The organism is Pseudomonas sp. NFACC13-1 (assembly GCF_900104425.1).
GTDB classification, from domain to species: Bacteria; Pseudomonadota; Gammaproteobacteria; order Pseudomonadales; family Pseudomonadaceae; genus Aquipseudomonas; species Aquipseudomonas fluorescens_AA.
Map to the genome: position 1 here is coordinate 322,946 of NZ_FMXV01000004.1, position 24,377 is coordinate 347,322.

The window sequence follows — 24,377 nt, forward strand, 5'->3', positions numbered from 1 at the left end:
TACACAGCCCCCTGTGGGAGCGAGCTTGCTCGCGATGGCGGTATCTCAGTAAATACAGAGGCCAACTGAACCACCGCTATCGCGAGCAAGCTCGCTCCCACAGGTTTTCGGCGCTCAGAAATCATTCGTATCCCCAATCCCGCGCCGGTTTACTTCCAAACAAATGATTGCCGGTTGCCCACGAATATCCGCGTGCCTATAGTCCAGACATCGCCTACAACCAGTACGGACCCATGATCAAAGAACAGTTGTCTCGCTTTAACCGTCTCGACCTGCTCAGCCATCCGACACCGCTGGAAAAACTCGACCGCCTCTCCACCTGGCTCGGCCGGGACATCTACATCAAGCGCGACGACCTGACGCCCCTGGCCTTGGGCGGCAACAAACTGCGCAAGCTCGAATACCTGGCCGCCGATGCCATCGCCCAAGGGGCCGATACCCTCATCACCGCCGGGGCAATCCAGTCCAACCACGTACGCCAGACCGCCGCCCTGGCCGCGAAGCTGGGCCTGGGTTGCGTGGCCTTGCTGGAAAACCCCATCGGCACCGAAGACAGCAATTACCTGGGCAACGGTAACCGGCTGCTGCTGGAACTGTTCGACGCCAAGGTCGAACTGGTGGAAAACCTGGACAACGCCGACGAGCAATTGCAAGCCCTCGCCGGGCGCCTGCGCAGCAATGGGAAAAAGCCCTACCTGGTGCCGATTGGCGGTTCGAACGCCTTGGGCGCGCTGGGGTACGTGCGCGCCGGCCTGGAACTGGCCGAGCAGATCAAGGACAGCGGAATCGAATTCGCCGCCGTGGTACTGGCCTCGGGCAGTGCCGGGACCCACAGCGGCCTGGCGCTGGCGTTGAGTGAAAGCCTGCCGGCGCTTCCGGTCATTGGCGTCACCGTTTCCCGCAGCGAGGAGGACCAGTTTCCGAAGGTCCAGGGCCTGGCCGAGCGCACGGCAGCGTTGCTCGAAGTCGCCCTCCCGGAAGCGTTCAAAGTGATCCTGTGGGACGAATATTTCGCCCCCCGCTACGGCGAACCGAACGCCGGGACACTGGCGGCGGTCAAGCTGCTGGCCAGCCAGGAAGGCCTGTTGCTCGATCCGGTCTACACCGGCAAGGCCATGGCCGGCCTGCTCGATGGCATTGGCCGCGACCGTTTCGACGAAGGCCCGATCATCTTCCTGCACACTGGCGGTGCGCCCGCGTTGTTTGCCTATAACGCAGTCTTCTGAAGATATGGACCTCAATGTGGGAGCGAGCTTGCTCGCGATGAGGGTGCGTCAGTTGATTCGAATTGGGCTGATCCACTGCTATCGCGAGCAAGCTCGCTCCCACAGGGTTTCATTCCAAACAGACATATATGGTTGATTTAATATTATTTTCCAATCTATAAAAGCCAACTTATAGTCTCGCCGCAGGCGCATTTGCCGCGAGACGCCCAGGTTGCTTTAAGGCAGGATGTGGCAACCTTTTCGAATCGCGGCTACGCCTTATCTCAGCCAAAATAACCTCTTCATAAGAAAACACAGGGGCTTGTCATGAATTTTTCCGCATTACGTCGCAACCTGTTGGTCGGTTCGCTGGGCCTGGCATTGAGCGCCGGGCTGCTGGGGCAAGCGGTTGCCGGTGAGCAACTGCAGAAAATCAAGGATGCGGGCGTTATCAACGTCGGTCTGGAAGGCACTTATCCTCCGTTCAGCTTCGTCGACGCCGACGGCAAGCTGGCCGGTTTCGAAGTGGAATTTTCCGAGGCACTGGCCAAGGAACTGGGCGTGAAGGTCAAGCTGCAGCCAACCAAATGGGACGGCATCCTCGCGGCGCTGGAATCCAAGCGTCTGGACGCGGTGATCAACCAAGTGACAATCTCCGAAGAGCGCAAGAAGAAGTATGACTTCTCCGAGCCCTATACCGTTTCCGGGATTCAGGCGCTGACCCTGACCAAGAATAAAGACTCCATCAAGACCGCCGCCGACCTGGCCGGCAAGAAAGTCGGCGTAGGCCTGGGCACCAACTACGAACAATGGGTAAAGGCCAACGTGCCCGGCGCTGATGTACGCACCTACGAAGATGATCCGACCAAGTTCCAGGATCTGCGCGTCGGCCGCATCGACGCCATCCTGATCGACCGCCTCGCCGCGCTCGAATATGCCAAGAAAGCCAAGGACACTGCCGCCGCCGGCGAAGCGTTCTCCCGCCAGGAAGCCGGTATCGCCCTGCGCAAAGGCGAGCCTGAGCTGTTGGCAGCGGTGAACAAGGCCATCGAGAAACTACGCGCCGACGGTACGCTGAAGAAGCTCTCTGAAAAATACTTCAGCGCTGACGTCACGAAATAATGGAAGCAGCTCTTCAACTCGCACTGGACTCCGCGCCCTTTCTGCTCAAGGGCGCGTACTACACGGTCATCCTCAGCCTGGGCGGCATGTTTTTCGGCCTGCTGCTGGGGTTCGGCCTGGCGCTGATGCGCCTGTCGCGCTTCAAACTGGTGAGCTGGATCGCCCGCATCTACGTGTCGTTCTTTCGTGGCACGCCGTTGCTGGTGCAGTTGTTCGTGATCTATTACGGGTTGCCGCAACTGGGCATCGAGCTGGATCCGCTGCCTGCGGCCCTGATCGGTTTCTCGCTGAACATGGCTGCCTATGCGTGTGAAATCCTGCGGGCCGCCATCAGCTCCATCGAGCGCGGCCAGTGGGAAGCGGCGGCGAGTATCGGTATGACCCGCGCCCAGACCCTGCGTCGGGCTATCCTGCCGCAAGCCGCACGCACGGCCCTGCCGCCGTTGGGCAACAGCTTCATTTCCCTGGTCAAGGACACCGCGCTGGCGGCGACCATCCAGGTGCCGGAGCTGTTCCGCCAGGCGCAGTTGATCACCGCGCGAACCTTCGAAATCTTCACCATGTACCTTGCCGCCGCGCTGATCTATTGGGTTCTTGCCACCGTGCTCTCGCACCTGCAGAACGTCCTGGAAGCCCGGGTCAATCGGCATGACCAGGAGTCCTGACCCATGATTGTCGTGGAAAAACTGACAAAGCAGTTCAAGGGTCAGGTGGTGCTCAACGGCATCGACCTGAAGATCGAAGAAGGCGAAGTGGTTGCGATCATCGGCCCCAGCGGCTCGGGCAAGACGACGTTCCTGCGTTGCCTGAACTTCCTCGAAGAGCCTACCAGTGGCCGGATCAAGGTCGGCGACATCGAGATCGATGGCAGTCGCCCGCTGAACCAGCAACAAGGCCTGGTGCGCCGTTTGCGCCAGCAGGTGGGCTTCGTGTTCCAGAACTTCAACCTATTTCCCCACCGCACCGCCTTGGAAAATGTCACCGAAGGCCCGCAAGTGGTGAAGAAGATGCCCCGCGCCGACGCCGAAGCCTTGGGACGCAAGCTGTTGGCCAAGGTCGGGCTGGCCGGCAAGGAAAACGCCTACCCACGGCGCCTTTCCGGCGGTCAGCAACAGCGCGTGGCGATTGCCCGGGCGTTGGCGATGGAACCGGCGGTGATCCTGTTCGACGAGCCGACCTCGGCCCTCGATCCGGAGCTGGTGGGCGAGGTCCTGGCGACCATTCGCGGCCTGGCTGAAGAAAAGCGCACCATGGTCATCGTGACCCACGAAATGGGCTTCGCCCGGGACGTGGCCAACCGTGTGGTGTTTTTCGACAAAGGCGTGATCGTCGAGCAAGGCGAAGCCAAGGCCTTGTTTGCAGCCCCCAAGGAAGAACGCACGCGACAGTTCCTCAGCAAGTTCCTCTCTGCCGGACACGGCGACCAGTAATTCGTATTATCACTTCCAGGGATGGAAGTGAGACCGCTGCACAACTTACACGGCATCGCCACCTTTTTATCCGAACGACACAACTTGCAATTACTCTTTGTTAGAAGTCTCCGATTTTATATAGGAAGTAACCTATATATAACTCTCGCAACACTTACCCTCCGCGCCCCTCACAAACTTAGTTGCCAGATGCAGTTTCCAACCCTTTTCGAAAAAACCGAATAACCTAGGAATTTGGCCTGCTGCGCCGCGTATTCTTAACATGCGCACGTAGGATGTTTCTGAAGCCTTTCACAATGAGTTATTAAGCAACCGGCTCTATTGACACTGAAACTGCAGAGCCCTTATCTAGTGCCCGACAGGCGACGCACCGTATTTTAGTTTGCGCAGTGACTAAGCGCAGACAGCCCCTATGGCTACACCCATAACACATATATCGCGATGGTCCACCGCCTTTTGATCTTCCCGAAACGGACTTAGTTTTCAAGCCTCAAGGAGAACACCATGACATGTAAGTCGAAGAGTCCTGAATTGGCCGCCCCCACCCTGGCCAATGCCCATCCTGTTGGCATCAATATCGCCAACGCCGCTCACTTGGAGGTAGCCATTGCACCTTATCCCGACATGGACGCCGGTGACCTGATCGAACTGTTCTGGGACAACTGCTACGTCGGCTCGCGCGTGCTGTCCCAGGCCGATGTACTGGGCGACATCACGATGCGGGTCCCGGAGAGCTTCATCGTCAACGGGACCTCGCGCATCCATTATCGGGTGATGCAGGTCGGACGCGGGCCGGCGCTGTCGGCCAAGCAACAGGTGCTGGTGAAGCTCGATTGTCCCGGCGGCCAACCGTTGGCCCTGAGCGGCGATGAAAACCAGGGCTTGGCGCCGGTGCGCATTCCCACCGCCATCCGGCGCCAAGGGGTGAACCCGAGCCAGATCAAGCGCGGCGTACCGCTGACCATCGAACCCTACCTGAACATGGCCGCCGGCGATGCCGTGACCCTGCGCTGGGGCGATGTGCGCATGGACCTGCCTGCGCTCACCGCCAGCGAAGTCGGCCAACCGATCAATATCTGGGTCCCGCCGCAGATCATCCTGGAGGCGGGAGAAGACCTGCGCCTGGAAGTGACCTACTGCATCCTCGACCGCGTGGGCAACAACTCCCACTGGGCACCGCCACGGACGTTGACGATCGGTTGCGCCAATCCGTACCTGAGCACTTCACCGAAACCGGCGCTCATGGCTGCCGAAACGCGCCGCCGAGAGCCTTGATGCAAACAGTTATGCGGCACGCCTGCTGTTGTGGCGAGGGCGCTTGCTCCCGTTGGGCCTGTAGGAGCTGTCGAGCGGAGCGAGGCTGCGATCTTTCCCCTCACGCTTGAGTCCCAAGCGAAAGATCAAAAGATCGCAACCTTCGGCAGCTCCTACAGCGCAGCCCAAGCGGGGGCAAGCGCCTTCGCCACAAAAAGCGGCTTCACCCACGTGAACCCACGGGCGTCAATTTAAAACCAACCTATCCATATTCCTAAAAGTTAGTTCAAAAATAATTTACACACGCTTAGGGTATATAAACCGGACCACCGGACATTCTTGATTTTTGCTAGCCGCCTTCATCGCGGCGTTTCTTGAGATGTGAGGTGGGTATGGAACGGAACACAATCGCCCCAGTGCAGTATGCCAAGGCACTGCCCGCAGCCACGGAGTGGCTGTAATGTCGGATCTGGCGCAAGCAAAGGTCCAGAGCGACCTGGACATCGCCCCCCTGCTGTTGCCCGCACAGGTGTTGCGCAACGATGCCGAGGCGATCAAAGCCGCCCATGAACTGGCACAGGTCGCCCGTCAGCAAGCCGCGCGTCGTGACCAGCAACGCAAGCTGCCTTGGGCGGAAATCGAGCAATTCACCCGCAGCGGACTGGGCAGCATCGCCGTTCCCCGGGCCTACGGCGGCCCGCAGGTTTCGTTCGTCACCCTGGCCGACGTGTTCGCAATCATTTCCGCCGCCGACCCGGCCCTGGGGCAGATTCCCCAGAACCAGTTCGGCGTGCTCCAGCTGATTCTCGGTACCGGTACCGAGCGGCAGAAAAAAATCCTGTTGCAGAGCGTGCTCGAAGGCTGGCGCATCGGCAATGCCGGGCCCGAACGTGGCACCCGCAACACCCTTGAACTCAAGGCGCGGATCACCGCCGACGATGACGGCTTCGTCATCAATGGCCAGAAGTTCTATTCCACTGGCGCACTGTTCGCCCACTGGGTCGCGGTCAAGGCGCTGAATGACGAGGGCCGGCAAGTGCTGGCGTTCGTGCGGCGCGGCACCCCTGGCCTGCGGATCGTCGACGATTGGTCGGGCTTCGGCCAACGCACCACGGCCAGCGGCACCGTGCTGCTGAACAATGTGCGGGTGGATGGCGAACTGGTACTGGAAAACTGGCGTATCAATGAAACGCCCGGCGTGCAAGGGGCGATTTCCCAACTGATCCAGGCCGCCATCGATGCGGGCATCGCCCGTGGCGCCATCGACGATGCCATCGCCTTCGTGCGCGAACGGGCCCGGCCCTGGATCGACGCCAAGGTCGACCGGGCCAGTGATGACCTCTACGTGATCGCCGACATCGGCAAGCTGAAAATCGAGTTGCACGCTGCCGAAGCGTTGCTGCGCAAGGCCGGACACGTATTGGACCAGGTCAGTGCCGCCCCTATCACCGCGCAATCGTCCGCCCGCGCCTCGATTGCCGTGGCCGAAGCCAAGGCACTCACCACCGAGATCGCCCTGCAAGCCAGCGAAAAACTGTTCGAGCTGGCCGGCAGCCGCGCCACCCTCGCCGAATTCAATCTCGATCGCCACTGGCGCAACGCACGGGTCCATACCCTGCACGACCCGGTGCGCTGGAAGTATCACGCGATAGGCGCCTACCACCTGAACGGCACCTTGCCGGCCCGGCATTCCTGGATCTGACGACCCGACCTCTGGAGCAGTACATGACGTTTTCTCAACACGTCGCGGTGATCACCAGCGATGAACAAGCCCTGATCGTGGCCAGTGACCTGGCCGATGACTTCCAGCGCGACAGTGCCCTGCGCGACCGCGAGCGGCGCCTGCCGTACCCGGAGCTGGAGGTCTTCTCCCGTTCTGGCCTGTGGGGCATCAGTGTACCCAAGGCCTATGGCGGCGCCGGTGTGTCCAACGTCACCCTGGCCAAAGTCATTGCGTTGATTTCCCAGGCCGACGGCTCGCTGGGGCAGATTCCGCAAAATCATTTCTACGCCCTGGAGGTGCTGCGGGTAAACGGCACTGAAGCGCAAAAACAACGCCTGTACGCCGAAGTGCTCGCCGGGCAGCGTTTTGGTAACGCCCTGGCCGAACTTGGCACCAAGACTGCCCATGACCGCACCACCCAACTGCGCCGCGACGGCGAGGGTTATCGCATCGACGGCCGCAAGTTCTACGCCACGGGGGCGATCTACGCCCAGCGTATCCCCACCTCGGTGGTGGATGAAAACGGCGTGCAACAACTGGCGTTCGTCCCTCGCGACAGCAAAGGCCTGACGGTGATCGACGACTGGAGCGGTTTCGGCCAGCGCACCACGGGCAGTGGTTCGGTGGTGTTTGAAAACGTGTATGTCGCCGCCGACGACATCTTGCCCTTCCAAAGTGCGTTCGAACGTCCCACACCGGTGGGGCCGCTGGCGCAGATTCTTCACGCGGCCATCGACACCGGCATCGCCCGCGCCGCCTATGAAGACGCCTTGCATTTTGTCCGCACTAAAACCCGTCCCTGGATCGATGCCACCAGCGACGTCGCCACCGAAGACCCGCACACCCTCAAGAGTTTCGGCCAATTGAGCATCCGCCTGCATGCCGCCGAAGCCCTGTTGGAACGCGCCGGTGAATTCCTCGACCGGGCCCAGGCCGACACCGGGGCCGACACGGTCGCCGCCGCCTCGATTGCCGTGGCCGAAGCCCGTGCCATCAGCACCGAAATATCCCTGGCCGCCAGCAGCACGCTGTTCGAATTGGCCGGCAGCCAGGCGACCCTGGCCGAACATGGCCTCGACCGTCACTGGCGCAACGCCCGGGTGCACACCCTGCATGACCCGGTGCGCTGGAAATACCACGCCGTGGGCAACTTCTACCTCAACGACGAAAAACCGCCGCTGCGGGGGACCATCTGATGGCGGCCGGCAAGAAAAAGATCCTGCTCAACGCGTTCAACATGAACTGCATCGGGCACATCAACCATGGCCTGTGGACTCATCCCCAGGACACGTCGACTCAGTTCAACACCCTCGAATACTGGACCGCCCTGGCGCAATTGCTCGAGCGCGGGTTGTTCGACGGGCTGTTCATCGCCGACATCGTCGGGGTCTATGACGTGTATCAACAGTCGGTGGACGTCACGCTCAAGGAGTCGATCCAACTGCCGGTCAATGACCCATTGCTGCTGGTCTCCGCGATGGCCGCCGTGACGAAAAACCTGGGCTTCGGCCTCACCGCCAACCTGACCTACGAACCGCCCTACCTGTTTGCCCGACGCATGAGCACCCTCGACCACCTGAGTCGCGGACGGGTCGGCTGGAACATCGTCACCGGCTACCTGGACAGCGCCGCCAAGGCCATGGGCCTGACGGCACAAGTGGAGCATGACCGCCGCTACGACCAGGCCGACGAATACCTGCAAGTGCTCTACAAACTGTGGGAGGGCAGCTGGGAAAACGACGCCGTGCTCAACGATCGCGAGCAGCGGATCTATGCCCAACCGGAGAAAGTGCACAAGGTTCGCCACCAAGGCGAGTTCTACCAGGTCGAGGGCTATCACCTGTGCGAACCGTCGCCCCAACGCACCCCGGTGCTGTTCCAGGCCGGCAGTTCCGAGCGTGGCTTGCTGTTCGCCGGGCGGCACGCCGAGTGCGTGTTCATCAGCGGCCAGAACAAACCGGCGACCAAGGCCCAGGTGGACAAGGTCCGCGCCAGCGCCGTCGAGGCCGGACGCAACCCCGAGGACATCAAAGTGTTCATGGGCCTGAACGTGATTGTCGGCGAAACCGAGGCGGCCGCCTGGGCCAAGCATGCCGAGTACCTGGGTTACGCCAGCGCCGAGGCCGGGGTGGCGCATTTTTCCGCGTCGACGGGGATCGATTTTTCCCAGTACGAACTGGACGAGCCGATCCAGTACGTCAAGAGCAACGCCATCCAGTCCGCCACCAAGACCTTGCAGAACAACGACTGGACCCGCCGCAAGTTGCTGCAGCAACACGCCTTGGGCGGTCGCTACATCACGGTGGTGGGCTCGCCCGAACAGGTGGCCGATGAGCTGGAGTCTTGGATTGCCGAAACCGGCCTCGATGGCTTCAACCTGACTCGCATCGTGACGCCGCAAAGCTATGTGGACTTCATCGACCTGGTGATCCCCGAGTTGCAGCGACGCGGCTCGTACAAGACCGGATACGACAACGGCACCCTGCGGGAAAAGCTGTTCCGCGCAGAGGCCCATTTGCCCGAACAACACACCGGCTCAACTTATCGGCACTGACTCTGTTGGAACTTGCTCTTGCTCGGTCCTGTAGGAGCTGGCGAAGCCTGCGATCTTTTGATCTTTCGCTTGAGATTCAAGTGGCTGGGGAAAGATCGCAGCCTCGCTGCACTCGACAGCTCCTACACAGCTCCTACACAGCCGAGCGGGAGCAGGCTCCCTTGTTACAAAAGCGCATGACTCAATTAATCAATGACTGGAATAACTGACATGACCACGCAATTCCTGACCCTGCCAGTCAAAGCACTGGCCCTGGCCCTCGGCCTGTTCAGCTCGGCGCTGTTTGCCGCCGACGCACCGTTGAAGATCGGTACCACCGCCGCGTTCGCCATTCCCCTGGAAGCAGCGGCCGAAGAAGCCGGCAAGCAAGGCCTGAAGGTCGAACTGGTGGAGTTCAGCGACTGGATCGCGCCCAACGTCAGCCTGGCTTCCGGTGACATCGACGTGAATTACTTCCAGCACATCCCGTTCCTGGAAAACGCCAAGGCCGCCGCCGGGTTCGACCTGGTGCCGTTTGCGCCGGGAATCATCAACAACGTCGGCCTCTATTCGAAAAAATACAAAAGCTTCGACGAACTGCCCGAAGGCGCCAGCGTCGCCATTGCCAACGACCCGATCAACAGCGGTCGCGGCCTGCAACTGCTGGCCAAGGCCGGGTTGATCAGCCTCAAGCCGGGCGTCGGCTACAAGGCCACCGAAGACGACATCGTCGCCAACCCGAAGAAACTCAAGATCCTGCAAGTCGAAGCGGTGCAACTGGTGCGTGCCTATGAAGACGCCGACCTGGTGCAGGGTTATCCGGCCTACATCCGCCTGGCCAAGACCTTCGATGCCAGCTCGGCCTTGCTGTTCGACGGCCTCGACCACAAGGAATACGTGATTCAGTTCGTGATCCAGCCCAAGAGCCAGAACGATCCACGGCTGATCAAGTTCGTCGACATCTACCAGCACTCGCCAGTCGTGCGCGCCGCCCTGGACAAGGCCCACGGCAAGCTCTACCAAGCCGGTTGGGAAGGCTGACATGAACGCCGTCAACGCGCGACTCCGCGACGAAGCCCCCGCGCCGCAAAGCGCCGACCAGACTGAACTGCATCCAGAGCTGAACCGCGCCCACGTACGTTTCATCGGCCTGGGCAAGACCTACAAAGGCAGCCAGGGCCCGGTGGCGGCGCTACAAGGCATCGACCTGGCGATCCAGCGCGGCGAAGTGTTCGGCATCATCGGCCGCAGCGGTGCCGGCAAGTCTTCGCTGATCCGCACTATCAACCGGCTCGAACAACCCACCAGTGGCCGGGTGTTGATCGACCGGGTGGACATCGGCGAGTTCGATGAAGACCGCCTGGTGGAGCTGCGTCGGCGCATCGGCATGATCTTCCAGCACTTCAACCTGATGTCGGCCAAGACCGTGTGGCAGAACGTCGAGCTGCCGCTCAAGGTCGCCGGCGTGCCCAAGGAGCAGCGCCAGCGCAAAGTCCGCGAGCTGTTGGAGCTGGTGGGTCTGCACGGCAAGCACAAGGCCTACCCGGCGCAGCTTTCGGGCGGGCAGAAGCAGCGGGTCGGGATTGCCCGCGCCCTGGTGCATGACCCGCAGATCCTGCTGTGCGACGAAGCCACCTCGGCCCTGGACCCGGAGACCACCCAGTCGATCCTCGGCCTGCTGCGCGAGATCAACCAGCGGCTGGGCCTGACCATCGTCTTGATCACCCATGAAATGGCGGTGATTCGAGAAGTCTGCGACCGGGTGGTGGTGCTTGAGCAGGGACGGATCGTCGAGCAGGGACCGGTCTGGGAAGTCTTCGGCAACCCGCAACACGAGGTCAGCCGGACGCTACTGGCGCCGTTGCAACACGCCATCCCGCAAGAGCTGCAAAGTCGCTTGCAGGCGCTGCCGGCGTCGGCGGACGCGGCTACGGTGCTGCGCCTGCAATTCACCGGCATAGATCGCGAGGAACCGGATCTTGCCGCCTTGTTCAGCGCCCTCGGTGGGCGGGTGCGCTTGCTGCACGGCGGCATTGAACGGATTCAGGGCCACGGGCTGGGGCAATTGCTGCTGGCCGTGAGCGATTCGTCGTGGGGCGCCGAAGAACTGCGTCAACGGGCGGGCAATTGGGCACAACGGGTGGAGGTGCTGGGTTATGTGGTTTGATCGGTTGTTGCAAGGTTTCATCGACACCTTCCTGATGGTCGGCGTTTCATCGTTGATCGCGTTGCTGGCGGGCATACCGCTGGCGGTGATCCTGGTCACCAGCGGCAAGGGCGGGATCTATGAAGCGCCGGCCTTGAACCGGGCCCTGGGCGCGTTCGTGAACCTGTTCCGCTCGATACCGTTCCTGATTCTGATGGTGGCGCTGATTCCGTTCACCCGGCTGATCGTCGGCACCACCTATGGCGTGTGGGCCGCGGTCGTCCCGCTGACCATCGCCGCCACGCCGTTCTTCGCCCGTATCGCCGAAGTCAGCCTGCGGGAAGTCGACCATGGCCTGATCGAAGCGGCCCAGGCCATGGGTTGCCGCCGCTGGCACATCGTCTGGCATGTGCTGCTGCCCGAAGCCCTGCCGGGCATCGTCGGCGGTTTCACCATCACGCTGGTGACCATGATCAACTCCTCGGCCATGGCCGGGGCAATCGGTGCCGGTGGCCTAGGCGACATCGCCTACCGCTATGGCTACCAGCGTTTCGACAGCCAGATCATGCTCACGGTGATCGTGTTGCTGGTGGCGTTGGTGGCAGTGATCCAATTGGGTGGTGACCGCCTGGCGCGGGGCTTGAACAAGCGCTGACTGGAGGAAGCAGTTGACCTGTGGGAGCAAAGCTTGCTTCCACAGGTAGACCGATGATCTTGCGGTATAGTCGGCTGACGCTCCCCACCTAAGCCTCCAATCATGAAACACACCACCGACGACCTGCACGCCATCACCGCCACGACCCTGAGCCACTACAACGCCGTGGCAGAAAGCTTCCGCGAAGGCACCCGCGACCATGATGTCAGCCAGAACATCGACGCCTTGCTGCGTCATATCCAGGGCCAGGCACCGCTGCACATCCTGGATTTCGGCTGCGGCCCGGGGCGCGACCTGCGCACCTTCACGGCCATGGGCCATGTCGCGGTCGGCCTCGACGGTTCAGAGGAATTTGCCCGCATGGCACGCCAGGACAGCGGTTGTGAGGTGTGGCAGCAGGACTTCCTGGAACTCGACCTGCCGGCCGAACGCTTTGACGGGATATTCGCCAACGCGGTGCTGTTTCATGTCCCCGTCCAGGAACTGCCTCGGGTACTCAAGCAACTGCACGCCACGCTCAAGCCCGGTGGGGTGCTGTTCAGCTCGAACCCTCGGGGCGAAAACCAGGAAGGCTGGAACGGCCAGCGCTTCGGCGCTTATCACGACCTCGCGGCCTGGCGCACATTGCTCACGCAAGCGGGCTTTGTCGAGCTGGAGCATTATTACCGGCCGGCGGGGCTGCCGCGGGAGCAACAGCCTTGGTTGGCGAGTGTCTGGCGCAAGCCTGCTTAGGATTCGAGGACGCCATCGCGAGCAAGCTCGCTCCCACACTCGATCAGTTGTGAACTCAGTATCGGTGGGCAACACAGCTCCATTGTGGGAGCGAGCTTGCTCGCGATAGCGCTCCAACAGTCAATGAAGCTCGATGGCTTGCCTCATCGCCAGGAAGCTTTCATTCCTGTTTCTTCAGCCACTTCTGCGACAACTGCTCCAGCCTCCCGTCATCCCTGATACGCGTCAGGGCGTTATCCAGGCTGGCCTTGAACGCCGGGTTGCCCTTCTGGAACGGAATCACCAGGCTCGGCGGCGGGCCACTCTTCTCTTCCGGCTGGAACGACTGCGCCATGACCAACGGACGCTGCGGCTCCTCCTTGCTCGCCAGCAGTTGTGCATCCGGACGGCTGTAAGCGGCACTGAGGTCGAAACGTTCTGCCAGTTCCGGGGTCATTGCTATGTGGTTGATGGCAACGTCGTACTTGCCATTCTCCACACCGGACAGTAGATCCCCGGCATCGGTGACCACGAAATCGGGCCGTACATCGAGTTCCGCCGCGAGCATTTCACCCAGTTCCACTTCGAAGCCGGTGAGTTTGCCGTCTTCCTTGAAGTTGAAGGGCGCGGTGTTGGCCTCGAGGGCAATGCGCAGTTCGCCACGGTCATTGATGTCATCGATCAGTTCGGCATGAGCCAGGGGGCTCAAAAGGGGTAGCAGGCAAATCAGGCCAGGCAGAAAGCGCATGGTCACTCCTTTGTATTTATACAAGCGACGCTCGTTTCAGGCTCGCTTTGCTATGGTTGTTGCAGGCTTCGACAACGATTGGTCATGAAGTTGTGATGGCCAGGCGGATTTCATGGAAAAACTGGAGAAAAAAATGAAAAGCTTTATGTCTCGTGCCGCGTTGGCCGGTCTGTTATTGGGCGCTTCGATGCTGGCAAGCGCCGCGACACCGGCGCCTAAAGGTGCTGAAGTGTTCATCGTTTCCCCGGAAGACGGCGCGACGGTCACCCAGGAATTCAAGGTCAAGTTCGGCGTCAAGAACATCGCCCTGGCCCCCGCCGGCGATGTGACCAAGAACACGGGCCATCACCATTTGCTGATTGATGTCGACAAGCTGCCTGCCGCCGGCGCGCCGATTCCAACCGACGCCAATCACATGCACTTCGGCAAGGCACAGACCGAGGCCACCATCAAACTGCCCCCAGGCAAGCACACCTTGCAATTGATCCTGGGCGACAGCGGCCACATGCCATTCGAGCCGTCGATCGTGTCCAAGAAGATCACTGTCAACGTGAAATAACGCATGACTGGCTGACACAACACAAACCTGTGGGAGCGAGCTTGCTCGCGATAGCGGTGTGTCAGTGGATAGATCGGCCAACTGGACCGACGCTATCGCGAGCAAGCTCGCTCCCACAGGTTATGTGCTAGACAAAAAAAACGGGAGCCCCTTGCGAGGCTCCCGTTTTTTTTACTGCAAAGCCAGCCTGCTTAGAACAACACGCGGCAACGAATCGTGCCATTGATGTGCTGCAGCTTCTCTTGCGCCAGGTCCGAGTATTCGGCGTCGACGTCGATCACGACGTAGCCGACTTTCTCGTTGGTCTGCAGGAACTGACCGGAAATGTTGATGCCGTTTTCGGCGAAGACCTTGTTGATCTCGCTCATCACGCCCGGGATGTTCTCGTGGACGTGCAGCAGGCGATGCTTGCCAGGGTGGGCCGGCAGGGCCACTTCCGGGAAGTTCACCGACGATACCGACGTACCGTTGTCGCTGTACTTGACCAGCTTCTCCGCCACTTCCAGGCCGATGTTGGCTTGGGCTTCAGCGGTGGAACCACCGATGTGCGGGGTCAGGATCACGTTGTCCAGGCCACGCAGCGGGCTTTCGAAGATGTCGTCGTTGGAGCGCGGCTCCACCGGGAACACGTCGATGGCGGCGCCGATCAGGTGCTTGTCCTTGATCGCTTCGGCCAGGGCGTCGAGCTTGACCACGGTGCCACGCGCGGCGTTGATCAGGATCCCGCCCTTCTTGATGGCACGGATTTCCTTCTCGCCGATCATCCACTGGGTGGCGGCGGTTTCCGGCACGTGCAGGGTCACGATGTCGGACATGCCCAGCAGCTCGTGCAAGTCGTTGACCTGGGTGGCGTTGCCCAGGGGCAGCTTGGTCACGGTGTCGTAGAAGAACACTTGCATGCCCAGGCCTTCAGCCAGTACCGACAACTGCGTGCCGATCGAGCCGTAGCCGACGATACCCAGCTTCTTGCCGCGGATTTCGAAGGAGTTGGCCGCGCTCTTGATCCAACCACCACGGTGGCAGGAAGCATTCTTCTCAGGGATGCCGCGCAGCAGCAGGATCGCTTCGGCCAGTACCAGTTCGGCGACGGAACGGGTGTTGGAGTACGGCGCGTTGAACACCGCGATACCGCGCTCGCGAGCCGCGTTGAGATCAACCTGGTTGGTGCCGATGCAGAAGCAGCCGACCGCCACCAGTTTCTTGGCGTGGTCGAAGATCTCTTCGGTCAGTTGAGTACGGGAGCGAATGCCGATGAAGTGAGCATCGGCGATCTTTTCCTTGAGCTGGGCTTCCGGCAGAGAACTGGTGATGTACTCGATGCTGGTGTAGCCCGCCGACTTGAGGACGTCGACAGCCGATTGGTGGACGCCTTCGAGAAGAAGGAACTTGATCTTGCTCTTATCGAGAGAAGTCTTGCTCATCTGCGTAAACCTGTGTCCCGGAGAAAAATGGCAGGGAATCGGACAGCGCATGCTGGCCCGACCGGCGTGACAGCCGTCGCCGCAGAACAGCCGTTGGGCACTACGCTGCGGGGTCGGTATGCTAGCATACGCACCCCGCTAAACACTCATTCCTGCGACGTGAAGCGTTCTCAGGATGACCATGAATTGTTCGAGAGTTCTGTCGATGACCCATCCTGCCGTGATAGATGAGCTGAAGACCCTGGTTGAGCCTGGCAAGGTCTTGACCGATGCCGACTCCCTGAACGCTTACGGCAAGGATTGGACCAAGCATTTCGCCCCGGCGCCGACAGCCATCGTCTTTCCCAAGACCACCGAGCAGGTCCAGGCCATCGTGCGCTGGGCCAATGCGCACAAGGTCGCGCTGGTGCCATCGGGCGGGCGCACCGGGCTGTCCGCCGCGGCCGTGGCCGCCAACGGCGAAGTCGTGGTGTCGTTCGACTACATGAACCAGATTCTCGACGTGAACCTGACCGACCGCACTGCCGTGTGCCAGCCCGGCGTGGTCACCGAACAGCTGCAGAACAAGGCTGAGGAACATGGCCTGTACTACCCGGTGGACTTCGCCTCGGCAGGTTCCAGCCAGATTGGCGGCAATATCGGCACCAATGCCGGCGGTATCAAGGTCATTCGCTACGGCATGACCCGCAACTGGGTGGCGGGCATGAAGGTCGTCACCGGCAAGGGCGACCTGCTGGAGCTGAACAAGGACCTGATCAAGAACGCCACCGGCTACGACTTGCGACAGCTGTTCATCGGTGCCGAGGGCACCCTGGGCTTCGTGGTCGAGGCCACCATGCGCCTGGACCGCGCGCCGAAAAACCTCACCGCCATGGTGCTCGGCACCCCGGACTTCGACTCGATCATGCCGGTGCTGCACGCTTTCCAAGGCAAGCTGGACCTGACCGCCTTCGAATTCTTCTCCGACAAGGCGCTGGCCAAGGTCCTCGGTCGTGGCGACGTTCCGACGCCGTTCGAAACCGACTGCCCGTTCTACGCCCTGCTGGAATTCGAAGCCACCACCGAAGAGGTCGCCAACCATGCCCTGGAGACCTTCGAGCACTGCGTGGAGCAGGGCTGGGTACTGGATGGCGTGATGAGCCAGAGCGAAACCCAACTGCAGAACCTGTGGAAGCTGCGCGAGTACATCTCCGAAACCATTTCCCACTGGACGCCCTACAAGAACGACATTTCGGTGACTGTCTCGAAAGTCCCGGCCTTCTTGCGGGAAATCGACGCGATCGTCGGCGAGCACTACCCGGATTTCGAAATCGTCTGGTTCGGTCACATTGGCGACGGCAACCTGCACTTGAACATCCTCAAGCCGGAAAACCTCGGCAAGGATGAGTTCTTCGCCAAGTGCGCGACCGTGAACAAATGGGTCTTTGAAACCGTCGAGAAGTACAACGGCTCGATTTCCGCCGAACACGGCGTGGGCATGACCAAGCGCGATTACCTGACCTATAGTCGTTCGCCGGTAGAAATCGAATACATGAAAGCCGTGAAGACGGTCTTCGACCCGAACGGCATCATGAACCCGGGCAAGATTTTCGCGATTTGATACCTAAAACACCTGATGAACCCCAGAAGCAGGAGTCGGTAATGAGCTATCAGCACCAGTATGTCGACGGTACACGTATTCATTTCCCGGTGGGGAAAGTGGTGTGCATTGGCCGTAACTACGCCGAACATGCAAAGGAACTGGACAACCCGGTACCCACCGAACCCTTGCTGTTCATCAAGCCGGGCAGTTGTGTGGTGCCACTGGAAGGCGGCTTCAGCATTCCCGCCGACCGTGGCTCGGTGCACTACGAGGCGGAAATCGCCGTACTGATCGGCAAGCCGCTGTCCACCAAGCCCAGCGCTGAAGAAGTACTGGATGCGATCTCCGGCTTCGCCCCGGCCCTGGACCTGACCCTGCGGGACAAACAGGCCGAGCTCAAGGCCAAGGGCCTGCCTTGGGAGGTTGCCAAGTCCTTTGACGGCGCGGCGGTGATTGCCCCCTTTGTTTCGAACGCCACGTTTGCCGACCTGACCGACATTCCCGTGCGCCTGACCATCAACGGTGAAGTGCGCCAGGACGGCAACAGCAGCCTGATGCTCAACCCCATCGTGCCGATGATCCAATACATGGCCGGTTGCTTCTCGCTGCAGGCCGGCGACGTGATCCTCACCGGCACCCCGGCGGGCGTCGGGCCGCTGAACGCGGGCGATGAGCTGATCCTGGAACTGCCAGGGGCGTGCCGCTTCGAAAGCAGCGTTCGCTGACGGCCAACCTTTGCCCCCATGTGGGAGCGAGCTTGCTCGCGATAGCGGTGTGCCAGCCAACATCCCTGTTGAAGGTGATGGCTTCATCGCGAGCAAGCTCGCTCCCACTGGGATACATGACGCATCTGCGATCATTTACCGTTTTTTTCACATGCCATCCGGATAATCCCGGGGAATGCGGCATCTGAGCCAGCCACTCCCCTAGCCGAATTTTCTGGAACGCATTCCCCAATGGCCAAAACCCAAGCACTGCCTGTCGCCAAACCTGCCCGCCGCTCGCGCTTCGCCCTGCCCTGGTATGCCTGGTCGCTGCTGGCGGTGGCCGCAGCCTATGGCCTGGCGGTTGCGATGCATTGGGACGACCGCGGCCTGCTTTGGCTATCGGAACACTTCCAGAGCCCGGCCCAGCGCCAGGAAAGCATCTGGCTGCCGGATTACCGCGCCGTGATCGACGCCAAGCCGCTACCGGGCATGGAGAAGGACGAGGCGTCCGATGTGGCCTACAACCCACAGACCAAGACCCTGTTCGCGGTCATGGGCAAGAACCCGTTCCTAGTGGAACTGACCCTGCAGGGCGACGTGCTGCGCAAGATGCCTTTGGTGGGCTGGGACAACCCTGAAGGTGTGACCTGCATGACCAATGGCCTGCTGGCGATTACCGACGAGCGCAATCACATGTTGTCGATCGTCCAGGTGGATGCCAACACCCGCGAACTGAACAGCACTGACTTTCCTCACTATGACCTGGGCGCCTCACGGAACCAGAACAAAGGGTTCGAAGCCATCGCCTGGGACCCGCGCAACCAGCAACTGGTGCTCGGCGAAGAACGCCCCCCGGCCTTGTTCACCTGGAAAAGCGATGGCAGCCAACTGCTCAAGGGCGACAAGCAGATCCATGTCAGCAATGAACTGGACCTGCGCAACCTTTCGGCATTGGCGATCGACCCGCGCACCGGCCACACGCTGGTGCTTTCGGCCGACTCCCACCTGCTGCTGGAGCTGGACGAAAAAGGCGAGCAGGTCAGCTTCATGACCTTGCTGGGTGGCTTCAACGGCCTGAAAGACACAATCCCTCGCGCCGAAGGCGTCACCGTCGACGAAGCCGGCAACGTGTACGTGGTCAGCGAACCGAATCTGTTCTATCGTTTCGAAAAACAGCACTGACAGCACTAATTCTGTAGGACAAGTTCCCTTTCGTTGTAGGGTGTGGCACACAGCCATTAAGCTTCAGTTCAGGCAGCCGTGGTATTTCCACCCACCTGTTCTCATCCGAGCCCACCCCAACATGCGTCGACTCGCCCGTCCCAAACCCTTGATCCTGATATTGCTGACGCTGGCGCTGATCCTGCTGATCGCCGTCGGTCAACACCTGCGCCTGTTCGAGCGCGCCTGGTTCAACCTCAACACCTATTGGAAACCCACCAGCGAAGAGACCATCGCCCTGGACCAATACCGGGTCACGGTGGAGGCGCAGGTGATCGACGGCCTGGACGATGACGTTTCCGCGCTGACGTTCGATCCGGTCCGCAAGAGCCTGTTCTCCGTGACCAATAAAAATGCCGAGCTGATCGAACTGTCGCTGGACGGCAAGATTTTGCGGCGCATCGCCCTGATCGGCTTTGGCGATCCGGAGGCGGTGGAATTCATCAGCGAAGACACTTACGTCATCACTGACGAACGCCAGCAGCGCCTGATCAAGATTCACCTGGAGGACGACACCCAATTCCTCGACGCCGCCGACGCCGAGCAAATGACCCTCGGCGTGCACATGAGCGGCAACAAGGGGTTCGAAGGGCTGGCCTACGATTCGGTGGGCAAACGCCTGTTCGTGGCCAAGGAACGCGACCCGATGCTGATTTATGAAGTGCATGGGTTTCCCCACCACAATCCGGAAAAGTCCTACGCGGTCCATGTGATCAACAACCCCAAGCGCGATGCCGGGCTGTTCGTGCGCGACCTTTCAAGCCTGCAATACGATGAACGCAGCGGCCACTTGCTGGCGCTGTCCGATGAATCGCGACTGATTATCGAATTGGATATCGACGGCCGGCCGTTGAGCACGTTGTCGTTGAGCAAGGGGGGCCAGGGCCTGCAGAAAACCGTGCCCCAGGCCGAAGGCCTGGCCATGGACGACGACGGCAACCTGTATCTGGTGAGCGAGCCGAACCTGTTCTATGTGTTCAAGAAGCCACAGCCTTGATGCACCACAAAACCTAATGTGGGAGCGAGCTTGCTCGCGATGGCGGTGTGTCAGCCAACATCAATGTGTCGGATAGACCGCTATCGCGAGCAAGCTCGCTCCCACAGGGACTGCTTCACTCAAAAGAGCTATTTCGCCAACTTACTCAGCCCGCAGGGTCTTCACCCCTTCAGCGGTTCCCAGCAACAGCACATCCGCCGGACGCGCCGCGAACAAACCGTTGGTGACCACGCCAACGATGGCGTTGATCTGGCTTTCCAGCGCCACCGGGTTGGTGATCTGCAGGTTGTGCACATCCAAGATGATATTGCCGTTATCGGTGAGCACGCCTTCGCGGTACACCGGGTCGCCGCCCAGCTTCACCAGTTGCCGGGCCACGTGGCTGCGGGCCATGGGAATGACTTCCACCGGCAATGGGAACGCGCCCAGCACCGGCACCAGCTTGCTGGCATCGGCAATGCAGATGAAGGTCTTGGCCACCGCCGCGACGATCTTCTCGCGGGTCAAGGCCGCGCCGCCGCCCTTGATCAGGTTCAGGTGCGCGTCGCTTTCGTCGGCGCCATCGATGTAGAACTCCAGGTCGCTGACAGTGTTGAGCTCGTACACCGGGATCCCGTGGCCCTTGAGGCGCGCGGCAGTCGCTTCGGAGCTGGCGACCGCGCCATCGAACGCGCCCTTGTGTTGCGCCAGCGCATCGATGAAGCAATTGGCCGTGGAGCCGGTGCCGACCCCGACGACGCTCTTGTCATCCAGTTTCGGGAGGATGAGGTCGACGGCGGCCTGGGCCACGGCCTGTTTGAGTTGATCCTGGGTCATGCGGGCTCCGAAGGTGCCGAGAGGGAACGAAAGGCCGGCATTATAGGCGTCGCAAGGGCCTTGGTCATTGCTTGATTGAACGCAGATCCCTGTGGTCGCCCGGCCAAAAGCCGGGTTAGACTCCTTGGCCCTGCCCAACCCGCTCAGTGATGCTTTCCGATGCTTGAACAGTACGTCAAAAAGATCCTCACCTCGCGCGTTTACGACGTTGCCGTGGAAACCCCGCTGCAGACCGCTCGCCAGCTCTCCGAGCGGCTGGGCAACAGCATCTTGCTCAAGCGTGAAGACTTGCAGCCGGTGTTCTCGTTCAAGATTCGCGGGGCCTACAACAAGCTGACCCAGCTCAGCGACGAAGAACGCGCCCGCGGCGTGGTCACGGCTTCGGCGGGCAACCACGCCCAGGGCCTGGCCCTGGCGGCCAAGGTGCTGGGGGTCAAGGCCACCATCGTGATGCCCAAGACCACGCCGGAAATCAAGGTCGAAGGCGTGCGCTCCCGTGGCGGCAAAGTGGTGCTGCACGGCGATTCGTTCCCCGAAGCCCTGGCCTATTCGCTGAAACTGGTGGACGAAAAGGGCTACGTCTACATCCACCCGTATGACGACCCCCACACCATTGCCGGGCAGGGCACGGTGGCGATGGAAATCCTGCGCCAGCACCCTGGGCGCCTGGATGCGATTTTCGTCCCGGTGGGCGGTGGCGGGCTGATTGCCGGGATCGCGGCCTACGTGAAATACCTGCGCCCGGACATCAAGATCATCGGCGTCGAACCGGACGACTCCAATTGCCTGCAAGCGGCCATGGCCGCGGGCGAACGCGTGGTGCTGCCGACCGTGGGGCTGTTCGCCGACGGCGTTGCCGTGGCGCAGATCGGCCAGCACACCTTTGATATCTGCAAGCATCATGTGGACGAAGTGATCACCGTCAGTACCGACGAGATCTGCGCCGCCATCAAGGATATCTACGACGATACCCGCTCGATCACCGAACCTGCCGGCGCCCTGGGCGTGGCCGGGATCAAGAAATACGTCGAGTCACGGGGCATCGGCGGCCAGACCCTGGTGGCCATCGACTCCGGTGCCAACGTCAACTTCGACCGCTTGCGCCACGTCGCCGAGCGCGCCGAACTGGGCGAAGGCCGCGAAGCGATCATCGCCGTGACCATCCCCGAGAAGCCGGGCAGCTTCAAGGCGTTCTGCGAAGCCGTCGGCAAGCGCCAGATCACCGAATTCAACTATCGCTACAACACCGGCAGTGAAGCGCACATTTTCGTCGGCGTGCAGACCCACCCGGAAAACGACCCGCGCAGCGCGCTGATCGCCAGCCTGACCGAACAAGGGTTCCCGGTGCTGGACCTGACTGACAACGAACTGGCCAAGTTGCACATCCGCCACATGGTCGGCGGCCATGCGGCCCATGTCATCGATGAAGTGGTGCTGCGCTTCGAATTCCCGGAGCGCCCGGGCGCGCTGTTCAACTTTCTCAACAAGCTGGGTGGGCGCTGGAATATCTCGATGTTCCACTACCGCAACCATGGCGCGGCGGACGGCCGCGTGGTCGCGGGGCTGCAAGTGCCTCACGATGAACGCCACCTGGTTCCCGCCGCCCTGGAAGAAATCGGCTATCCGTACTGGGATGAAAGTGACAACCCGGCGTATCAGCTGTTCCTGGGGTGAACTCTACAGAGGCTAAGCTGTTGAGCAAGCCATAAGGAAATCGAACGATGGAAACGTTAACCGCGCTGAAAATCGCTCACGTCGTCGCCACGGTGTTGCTGTTGGCAGGCGCCCTGGGGCTGGCCGTCTGGGTCTGGCGCACGCGACGCAACGGCGATGCCACGGCGGCCGCGCGCACGCTGCAACGGCCGCGACTGTTCATCTGGCTGGTGATGATCCTGGCACTGGCGAGCCTGCCCTTCACCGGATGGTGGATGGTTCATCAAGTCGGCTGGCCACTGGGCCAGACCTGGCTGCTGGCTTCCAGCGTGCTGTACACCGTGGCGGCGCTGGCCGGGTTCTGGCTATTGGTGCGGTTGAACAAACTGCGCAAGTTGCCGACGGCGGGCAACGGCAAATTCACCTTGGCCCTGGCGCTGTTCAGCGTCGTCTGCTTTTTCGCCATTGCGGGGTTGATGGGGGCCAAGCCGGTTTAAGGCTTTGGACCGTGTCGCTTTCATCGCGAGCAAGCTCGCTCCCACAGGGGATTTGCGTCGTCCACAAAATCCTTGTGGGAGCGAGCCTGCTCGCGAAAGCTGTTTCAGTCGCGCAGACTGATCACCGGCCAACCCCGCTTCTCGGCCTCGGCCCGGAGATTCGGATCCGGATCCACCGCCACCGGATGCGTCACCACCTCCAGCAACGGCAAGTCGTTCATCGAATCGCTGTAGAAATAGCTGCCGTCAAGGGAATACCCGGTTTCTTCCAGCCAACGGTTCAACCGAGTCACCTTGCCCTCGCGAAAACACGGGATGTCGGTGCTGCGGCCACTGTAGCGCCCGTCGATCATCTCGCATTCGGTGGCGATCAGGGTTTCGACGCCCAGGCGCTCGGCAATCGGCGCGGTGACGAAGCGGTTGGTGGCGGTGATGATCACCAGCTTGTCGCCGGCGTCACGGTGCTTCTTCAGCAGTTCGATGGCCTGGGGCAATACGATCGGCTCGATGCAGTCGCGCATGTAGTCCTGATGCCACTGGGCCAGCACGTGCATTTCGGTACGGCCGAGGATTTCCAGGCAAAAATTCAGGTACTCGGCGTTGTCGAGCTTGCCGGCCAGGTAGTCCTCGTAGAACGCGTCGTTGCGTGCCTTGTACGTGACAGCGTCCAGAAAACCGCGCTCACACAGGTAATCGCCCCACGCGTGGTCGCTGTCGCCGCCCAGCAATGTGTTATCCAAGTCGAATAAAGCCAGCCGCATTGCAGTTACTCGCTGAAAAATCTGAAGAAAGGCGTCCAGAATACGGACTTTTCACAAGAGTGCACATAAGCTAGGGGCGCTCGTTGCTGCTTTCACAACCTTTGTGGAACAATGCGGCGACATGCGTTTGCGAGGTTGTTGCCGTGATCGATCCCGATGGTTTCCGTCCCAATGTGGGGATCATTCTTACGAATGATGCTGGGCAGGTGCTATGGGCTCGCCGTATCAATCAAGACGCCTGGCAGTTTCCCCAAGGTGGGATCAACCCCCAGGAGACGCCGGAAGAGGCCTTGTACCGCGAGTTGAACGAAGAAGTGGGGCTCGAGCGAGAAGATGTCGAAATACTCGCCTGCACCCGAGGCTGGTTGCGCTATCGTTTGCCGCAACGCCTGGTCCGCACGCACAGCCAACCGCTGTGCATCGGCCAGAAGCAGAAATGGTTTCTCCTGCGCCTGATCTCCAACGAGCAGCGGGTGCGGATGGATTTGACCGGTAAACCGGAGTTCGATGGCTGGCGCTGGGTCAGCTATTGGTATCCGTTGGGCCAGGTGGTGACATTCAAGCGCGAAGTGTATCGACGCGCTCTCAAAGAGCTTGCCCCGCGCCTTCTGACGCGCGACTGACGACGGAGTTCGA

Annotated in this window: 24 protein-coding genes; 20 read left to right on the plus strand and 4 right to left on the minus strand. The window is 60.9% G+C overall.

Going from position 1 to position 24,377, the window contains the following annotated elements; genetic code table 11:
* The first annotated feature begins 233 nt into the window (after nucleotides 1–233).
* The 12 genes from BLQ55_RS08180 to BLQ55_RS08235 all read left to right on the plus strand — a co-directional run bounded on the left by BLQ55_RS08180 (nucleotide 234) and on the right by BLQ55_RS08235 (nucleotide 12,800).
* Complete coding sequence (locus BLQ55_RS08180; protein WP_092201290.1) at nucleotides 234–1,226, plus strand: D-cysteine desulfhydrase; 993 nt, start codon at nucleotides 234–236, stop codon at nucleotides 1,224–1,226.
* Between the two features lie 306 nt (nucleotides 1,227–1,532).
* Nucleotides 1,533–2,327 carry a cystine ABC transporter substrate-binding protein gene (gene tcyJ, locus BLQ55_RS08185; protein ID WP_092201292.1) on the plus strand — a complete coding sequence of 265 codons (795 nt, stop codon included), beginning with the start codon at nucleotides 1,533–1,535 and terminating at the stop codon, nucleotides 2,325–2,327.
* Nucleotides 2,327–2,992 (plus strand): cystine ABC transporter permease, encoded by a 666-nt coding sequence (gene tcyL / locus BLQ55_RS08190; RefSeq protein WP_060739686.1) that lies wholly within the window; start codon nucleotides 2,327–2,329, stop codon nucleotides 2,990–2,992. The genes tcyJ and tcyL overlap by 1 nt, the downstream gene beginning before the upstream one ends.
* Nucleotides 2,993–2,995: 3 nt before the next feature.
* On the plus strand, nucleotides 2,996–3,757 hold the full coding sequence (gene tcyN / locus BLQ55_RS08195) for an L-cystine ABC transporter ATP-binding protein TcyN (protein ID WP_092201294.1): 762 nt from the start codon (nucleotides 2,996–2,998) through the stop codon (nucleotides 3,755–3,757).
* 504 nt (nucleotides 3,758–4,261) lie between these two features.
* A complete protein-coding gene (locus tag BLQ55_RS08200; protein ID WP_092253300.1) occupies nucleotides 4,262–5,032 on the plus strand; it encodes a hypothetical protein in 771 nt (256 codons plus the stop codon).
* A 439-nt stretch (nucleotides 5,033–5,471) separates the two neighbouring features.
* Nucleotides 5,472–6,713, plus strand: coding sequence for an SfnB family sulfur acquisition oxidoreductase (locus BLQ55_RS08205; RefSeq protein ID WP_092253302.1), 1,242 nt, complete (start codon nucleotides 5,472–5,474; stop codon nucleotides 6,711–6,713).
* 23 nt (nucleotides 6,714–6,736) lie between these two features.
* Nucleotides 6,737–7,930, plus strand: a complete 1,194-nt coding sequence (locus BLQ55_RS08210) for an SfnB family sulfur acquisition oxidoreductase (RefSeq protein ID WP_092253304.1) — start codon at nucleotides 6,737–6,739, stop codon at nucleotides 7,928–7,930.
* Nucleotides 7,930–9,288 carry an LLM class flavin-dependent oxidoreductase gene (locus BLQ55_RS08215; protein WP_092201303.1) on the plus strand — a complete coding sequence of 453 codons (1,359 nt, stop codon included), beginning with the start codon at nucleotides 7,930–7,932 and terminating at the stop codon, nucleotides 9,286–9,288. Before BLQ55_RS08210 ends, BLQ55_RS08215 begins: the two co-directional genes overlap by 1 nt.
* A 210-nt stretch (nucleotides 9,289–9,498) precedes the next feature.
* Nucleotides 9,499–10,308 carry a MetQ/NlpA family ABC transporter substrate-binding protein gene (locus BLQ55_RS08220; protein ID WP_092201307.1) on the plus strand — a complete coding sequence of 270 codons (810 nt, stop codon included), beginning with the start codon at nucleotides 9,499–9,501 and terminating at the stop codon, nucleotides 10,306–10,308.
* Between the two features lies 1 nt (nucleotide 10,309).
* Entirely contained in the window at nucleotides 10,310–11,434 is a 1,125-nt protein-coding gene (locus BLQ55_RS08225) for a methionine ABC transporter ATP-binding protein (protein WP_092253306.1), read from the plus strand.
* Nucleotides 11,424–12,068, plus strand: coding sequence for a methionine ABC transporter permease (locus tag BLQ55_RS08230; protein WP_025211262.1), 645 nt, complete (start codon nucleotides 11,424–11,426; stop codon nucleotides 12,066–12,068). Before BLQ55_RS08225 ends, BLQ55_RS08230 begins: the two co-directional genes overlap by 11 nt.
* A 102-nt stretch (nucleotides 12,069–12,170) precedes the next feature.
* On the plus strand, nucleotides 12,171–12,800 hold the full coding sequence (locus BLQ55_RS08235; protein ID WP_092253308.1) for a class I SAM-dependent methyltransferase: 630 nt from the start codon (nucleotides 12,171–12,173) through the stop codon (nucleotides 12,798–12,800).
* A 160-nt stretch (nucleotides 12,801–12,960) separates the two neighbouring features.
* Here BLQ55_RS08235 and BLQ55_RS08240 read toward each other — a convergent pair whose 3' ends face one another.
* The gene (locus tag BLQ55_RS08240) at nucleotides 12,961–13,527 is read right to left on the minus strand and encodes a transporter substrate-binding domain-containing protein (protein WP_092201313.1); all 567 of its coding nucleotides are present in this window, start codon (nucleotides 13,525–13,527) and stop codon (nucleotides 12,961–12,963) included.
* Nucleotides 13,528–13,660: 133 nt separating this feature from the next.
* Between BLQ55_RS08240 and BLQ55_RS08245 the strand changes: the two genes are divergently transcribed.
* The gene (locus BLQ55_RS08245) at nucleotides 13,661–14,086 is read left to right on the plus strand and encodes a DUF4399 domain-containing protein (protein WP_092201402.1); all 426 of its coding nucleotides are present in this window, start codon (nucleotides 13,661–13,663) and stop codon (nucleotides 14,084–14,086) included.
* A 191-nt stretch (nucleotides 14,087–14,277) separates the two neighbouring features.
* Here BLQ55_RS08245 and serA read toward each other — a convergent pair whose 3' ends face one another.
* Complete coding sequence (serA, locus tag BLQ55_RS08250; protein WP_092201314.1) at nucleotides 14,278–15,507, minus strand: phosphoglycerate dehydrogenase; 1,230 nt, start codon at nucleotides 15,505–15,507, stop codon at nucleotides 14,278–14,280.
* Nucleotides 15,508–15,712: 205 nt separating this feature from the next.
* On the opposite strand from serA, the gene BLQ55_RS08260 reads away from it, so the two are divergent.
* The 4 genes from BLQ55_RS08260 (at nucleotide 15,713) to BLQ55_RS08275 (ending at nucleotide 20,014) form a co-directional block, all read left to right on the plus strand.
* A complete protein-coding gene (locus BLQ55_RS08260) occupies nucleotides 15,713–17,107 on the plus strand; it encodes an FAD-binding oxidoreductase (protein WP_092253310.1) in 1,395 nt (464 codons plus the stop codon).
* 41 nt (nucleotides 17,108–17,148) lie between these two features.
* On the plus strand, nucleotides 17,149–17,814 hold the full coding sequence (locus tag BLQ55_RS08265) for a fumarylacetoacetate hydrolase family protein (protein WP_092253312.1): 666 nt from the start codon (nucleotides 17,149–17,151) through the stop codon (nucleotides 17,812–17,814).
* Between the two features lie 231 nt (nucleotides 17,815–18,045).
* Nucleotides 18,046–18,978 carry an SdiA-regulated domain-containing protein gene (locus tag BLQ55_RS08270; protein ID WP_092253314.1) on the plus strand — a complete coding sequence of 311 codons (933 nt, stop codon included), beginning with the start codon at nucleotides 18,046–18,048 and terminating at the stop codon, nucleotides 18,976–18,978.
* Between the two features lie 121 nt (nucleotides 18,979–19,099).
* On the plus strand, nucleotides 19,100–20,014 hold the full coding sequence (locus BLQ55_RS08275) for an SdiA-regulated domain-containing protein (RefSeq protein WP_092201322.1): 915 nt from the start codon (nucleotides 19,100–19,102) through the stop codon (nucleotides 20,012–20,014).
* Between the two features lie 141 nt (nucleotides 20,015–20,155).
* Here the strand turns inward: BLQ55_RS08275 and rpiA are convergent, their stop codons facing one another.
* Complete coding sequence (gene rpiA, locus BLQ55_RS08280; RefSeq protein WP_092201324.1) at nucleotides 20,156–20,830, minus strand: ribose-5-phosphate isomerase RpiA; 675 nt, start codon at nucleotides 20,828–20,830, stop codon at nucleotides 20,156–20,158.
* Between the two features lie 159 nt (nucleotides 20,831–20,989).
* On the opposite strand from rpiA, the gene ilvA reads away from it, so the two are divergent.
* Together ilvA and BLQ55_RS08290 are read left to right on the plus strand one after the other, a co-directional pair.
* Nucleotides 20,990–22,504, plus strand: coding sequence for a threonine ammonia-lyase, biosynthetic (ilvA, locus tag BLQ55_RS08285; RefSeq protein WP_092201326.1), 1,515 nt, complete (start codon nucleotides 20,990–20,992; stop codon nucleotides 22,502–22,504).
* 47 nt (nucleotides 22,505–22,551) lie between these two features.
* Complete coding sequence (locus tag BLQ55_RS08290) at nucleotides 22,552–22,980, plus strand: DUF2269 family protein (protein ID WP_092253316.1); 429 nt, start codon at nucleotides 22,552–22,554, stop codon at nucleotides 22,978–22,980.
* Between the two features lie 104 nt (nucleotides 22,981–23,084).
* On the opposite strand, the gene BLQ55_RS08295 is transcribed toward BLQ55_RS08290, so the two are convergent.
* Nucleotides 23,085–23,741 (minus strand): histidinol-phosphatase, encoded by a 657-nt coding sequence (locus BLQ55_RS08295; protein ID WP_092253318.1) that lies wholly within the window; start codon nucleotides 23,739–23,741, stop codon nucleotides 23,085–23,087.
* Between the two features lie 143 nt (nucleotides 23,742–23,884).
* Here BLQ55_RS08295 and BLQ55_RS08300 point away from each other — a divergent pair, with 143 nt between their 5' ends.
* Nucleotides 23,885–24,364, plus strand: a complete 480-nt coding sequence (locus tag BLQ55_RS08300) for an RNA pyrophosphohydrolase (protein WP_003186867.1) — start codon at nucleotides 23,885–23,887, stop codon at nucleotides 24,362–24,364.
* Nucleotides 24,365–24,377: the final 13 nt, after the last annotated feature.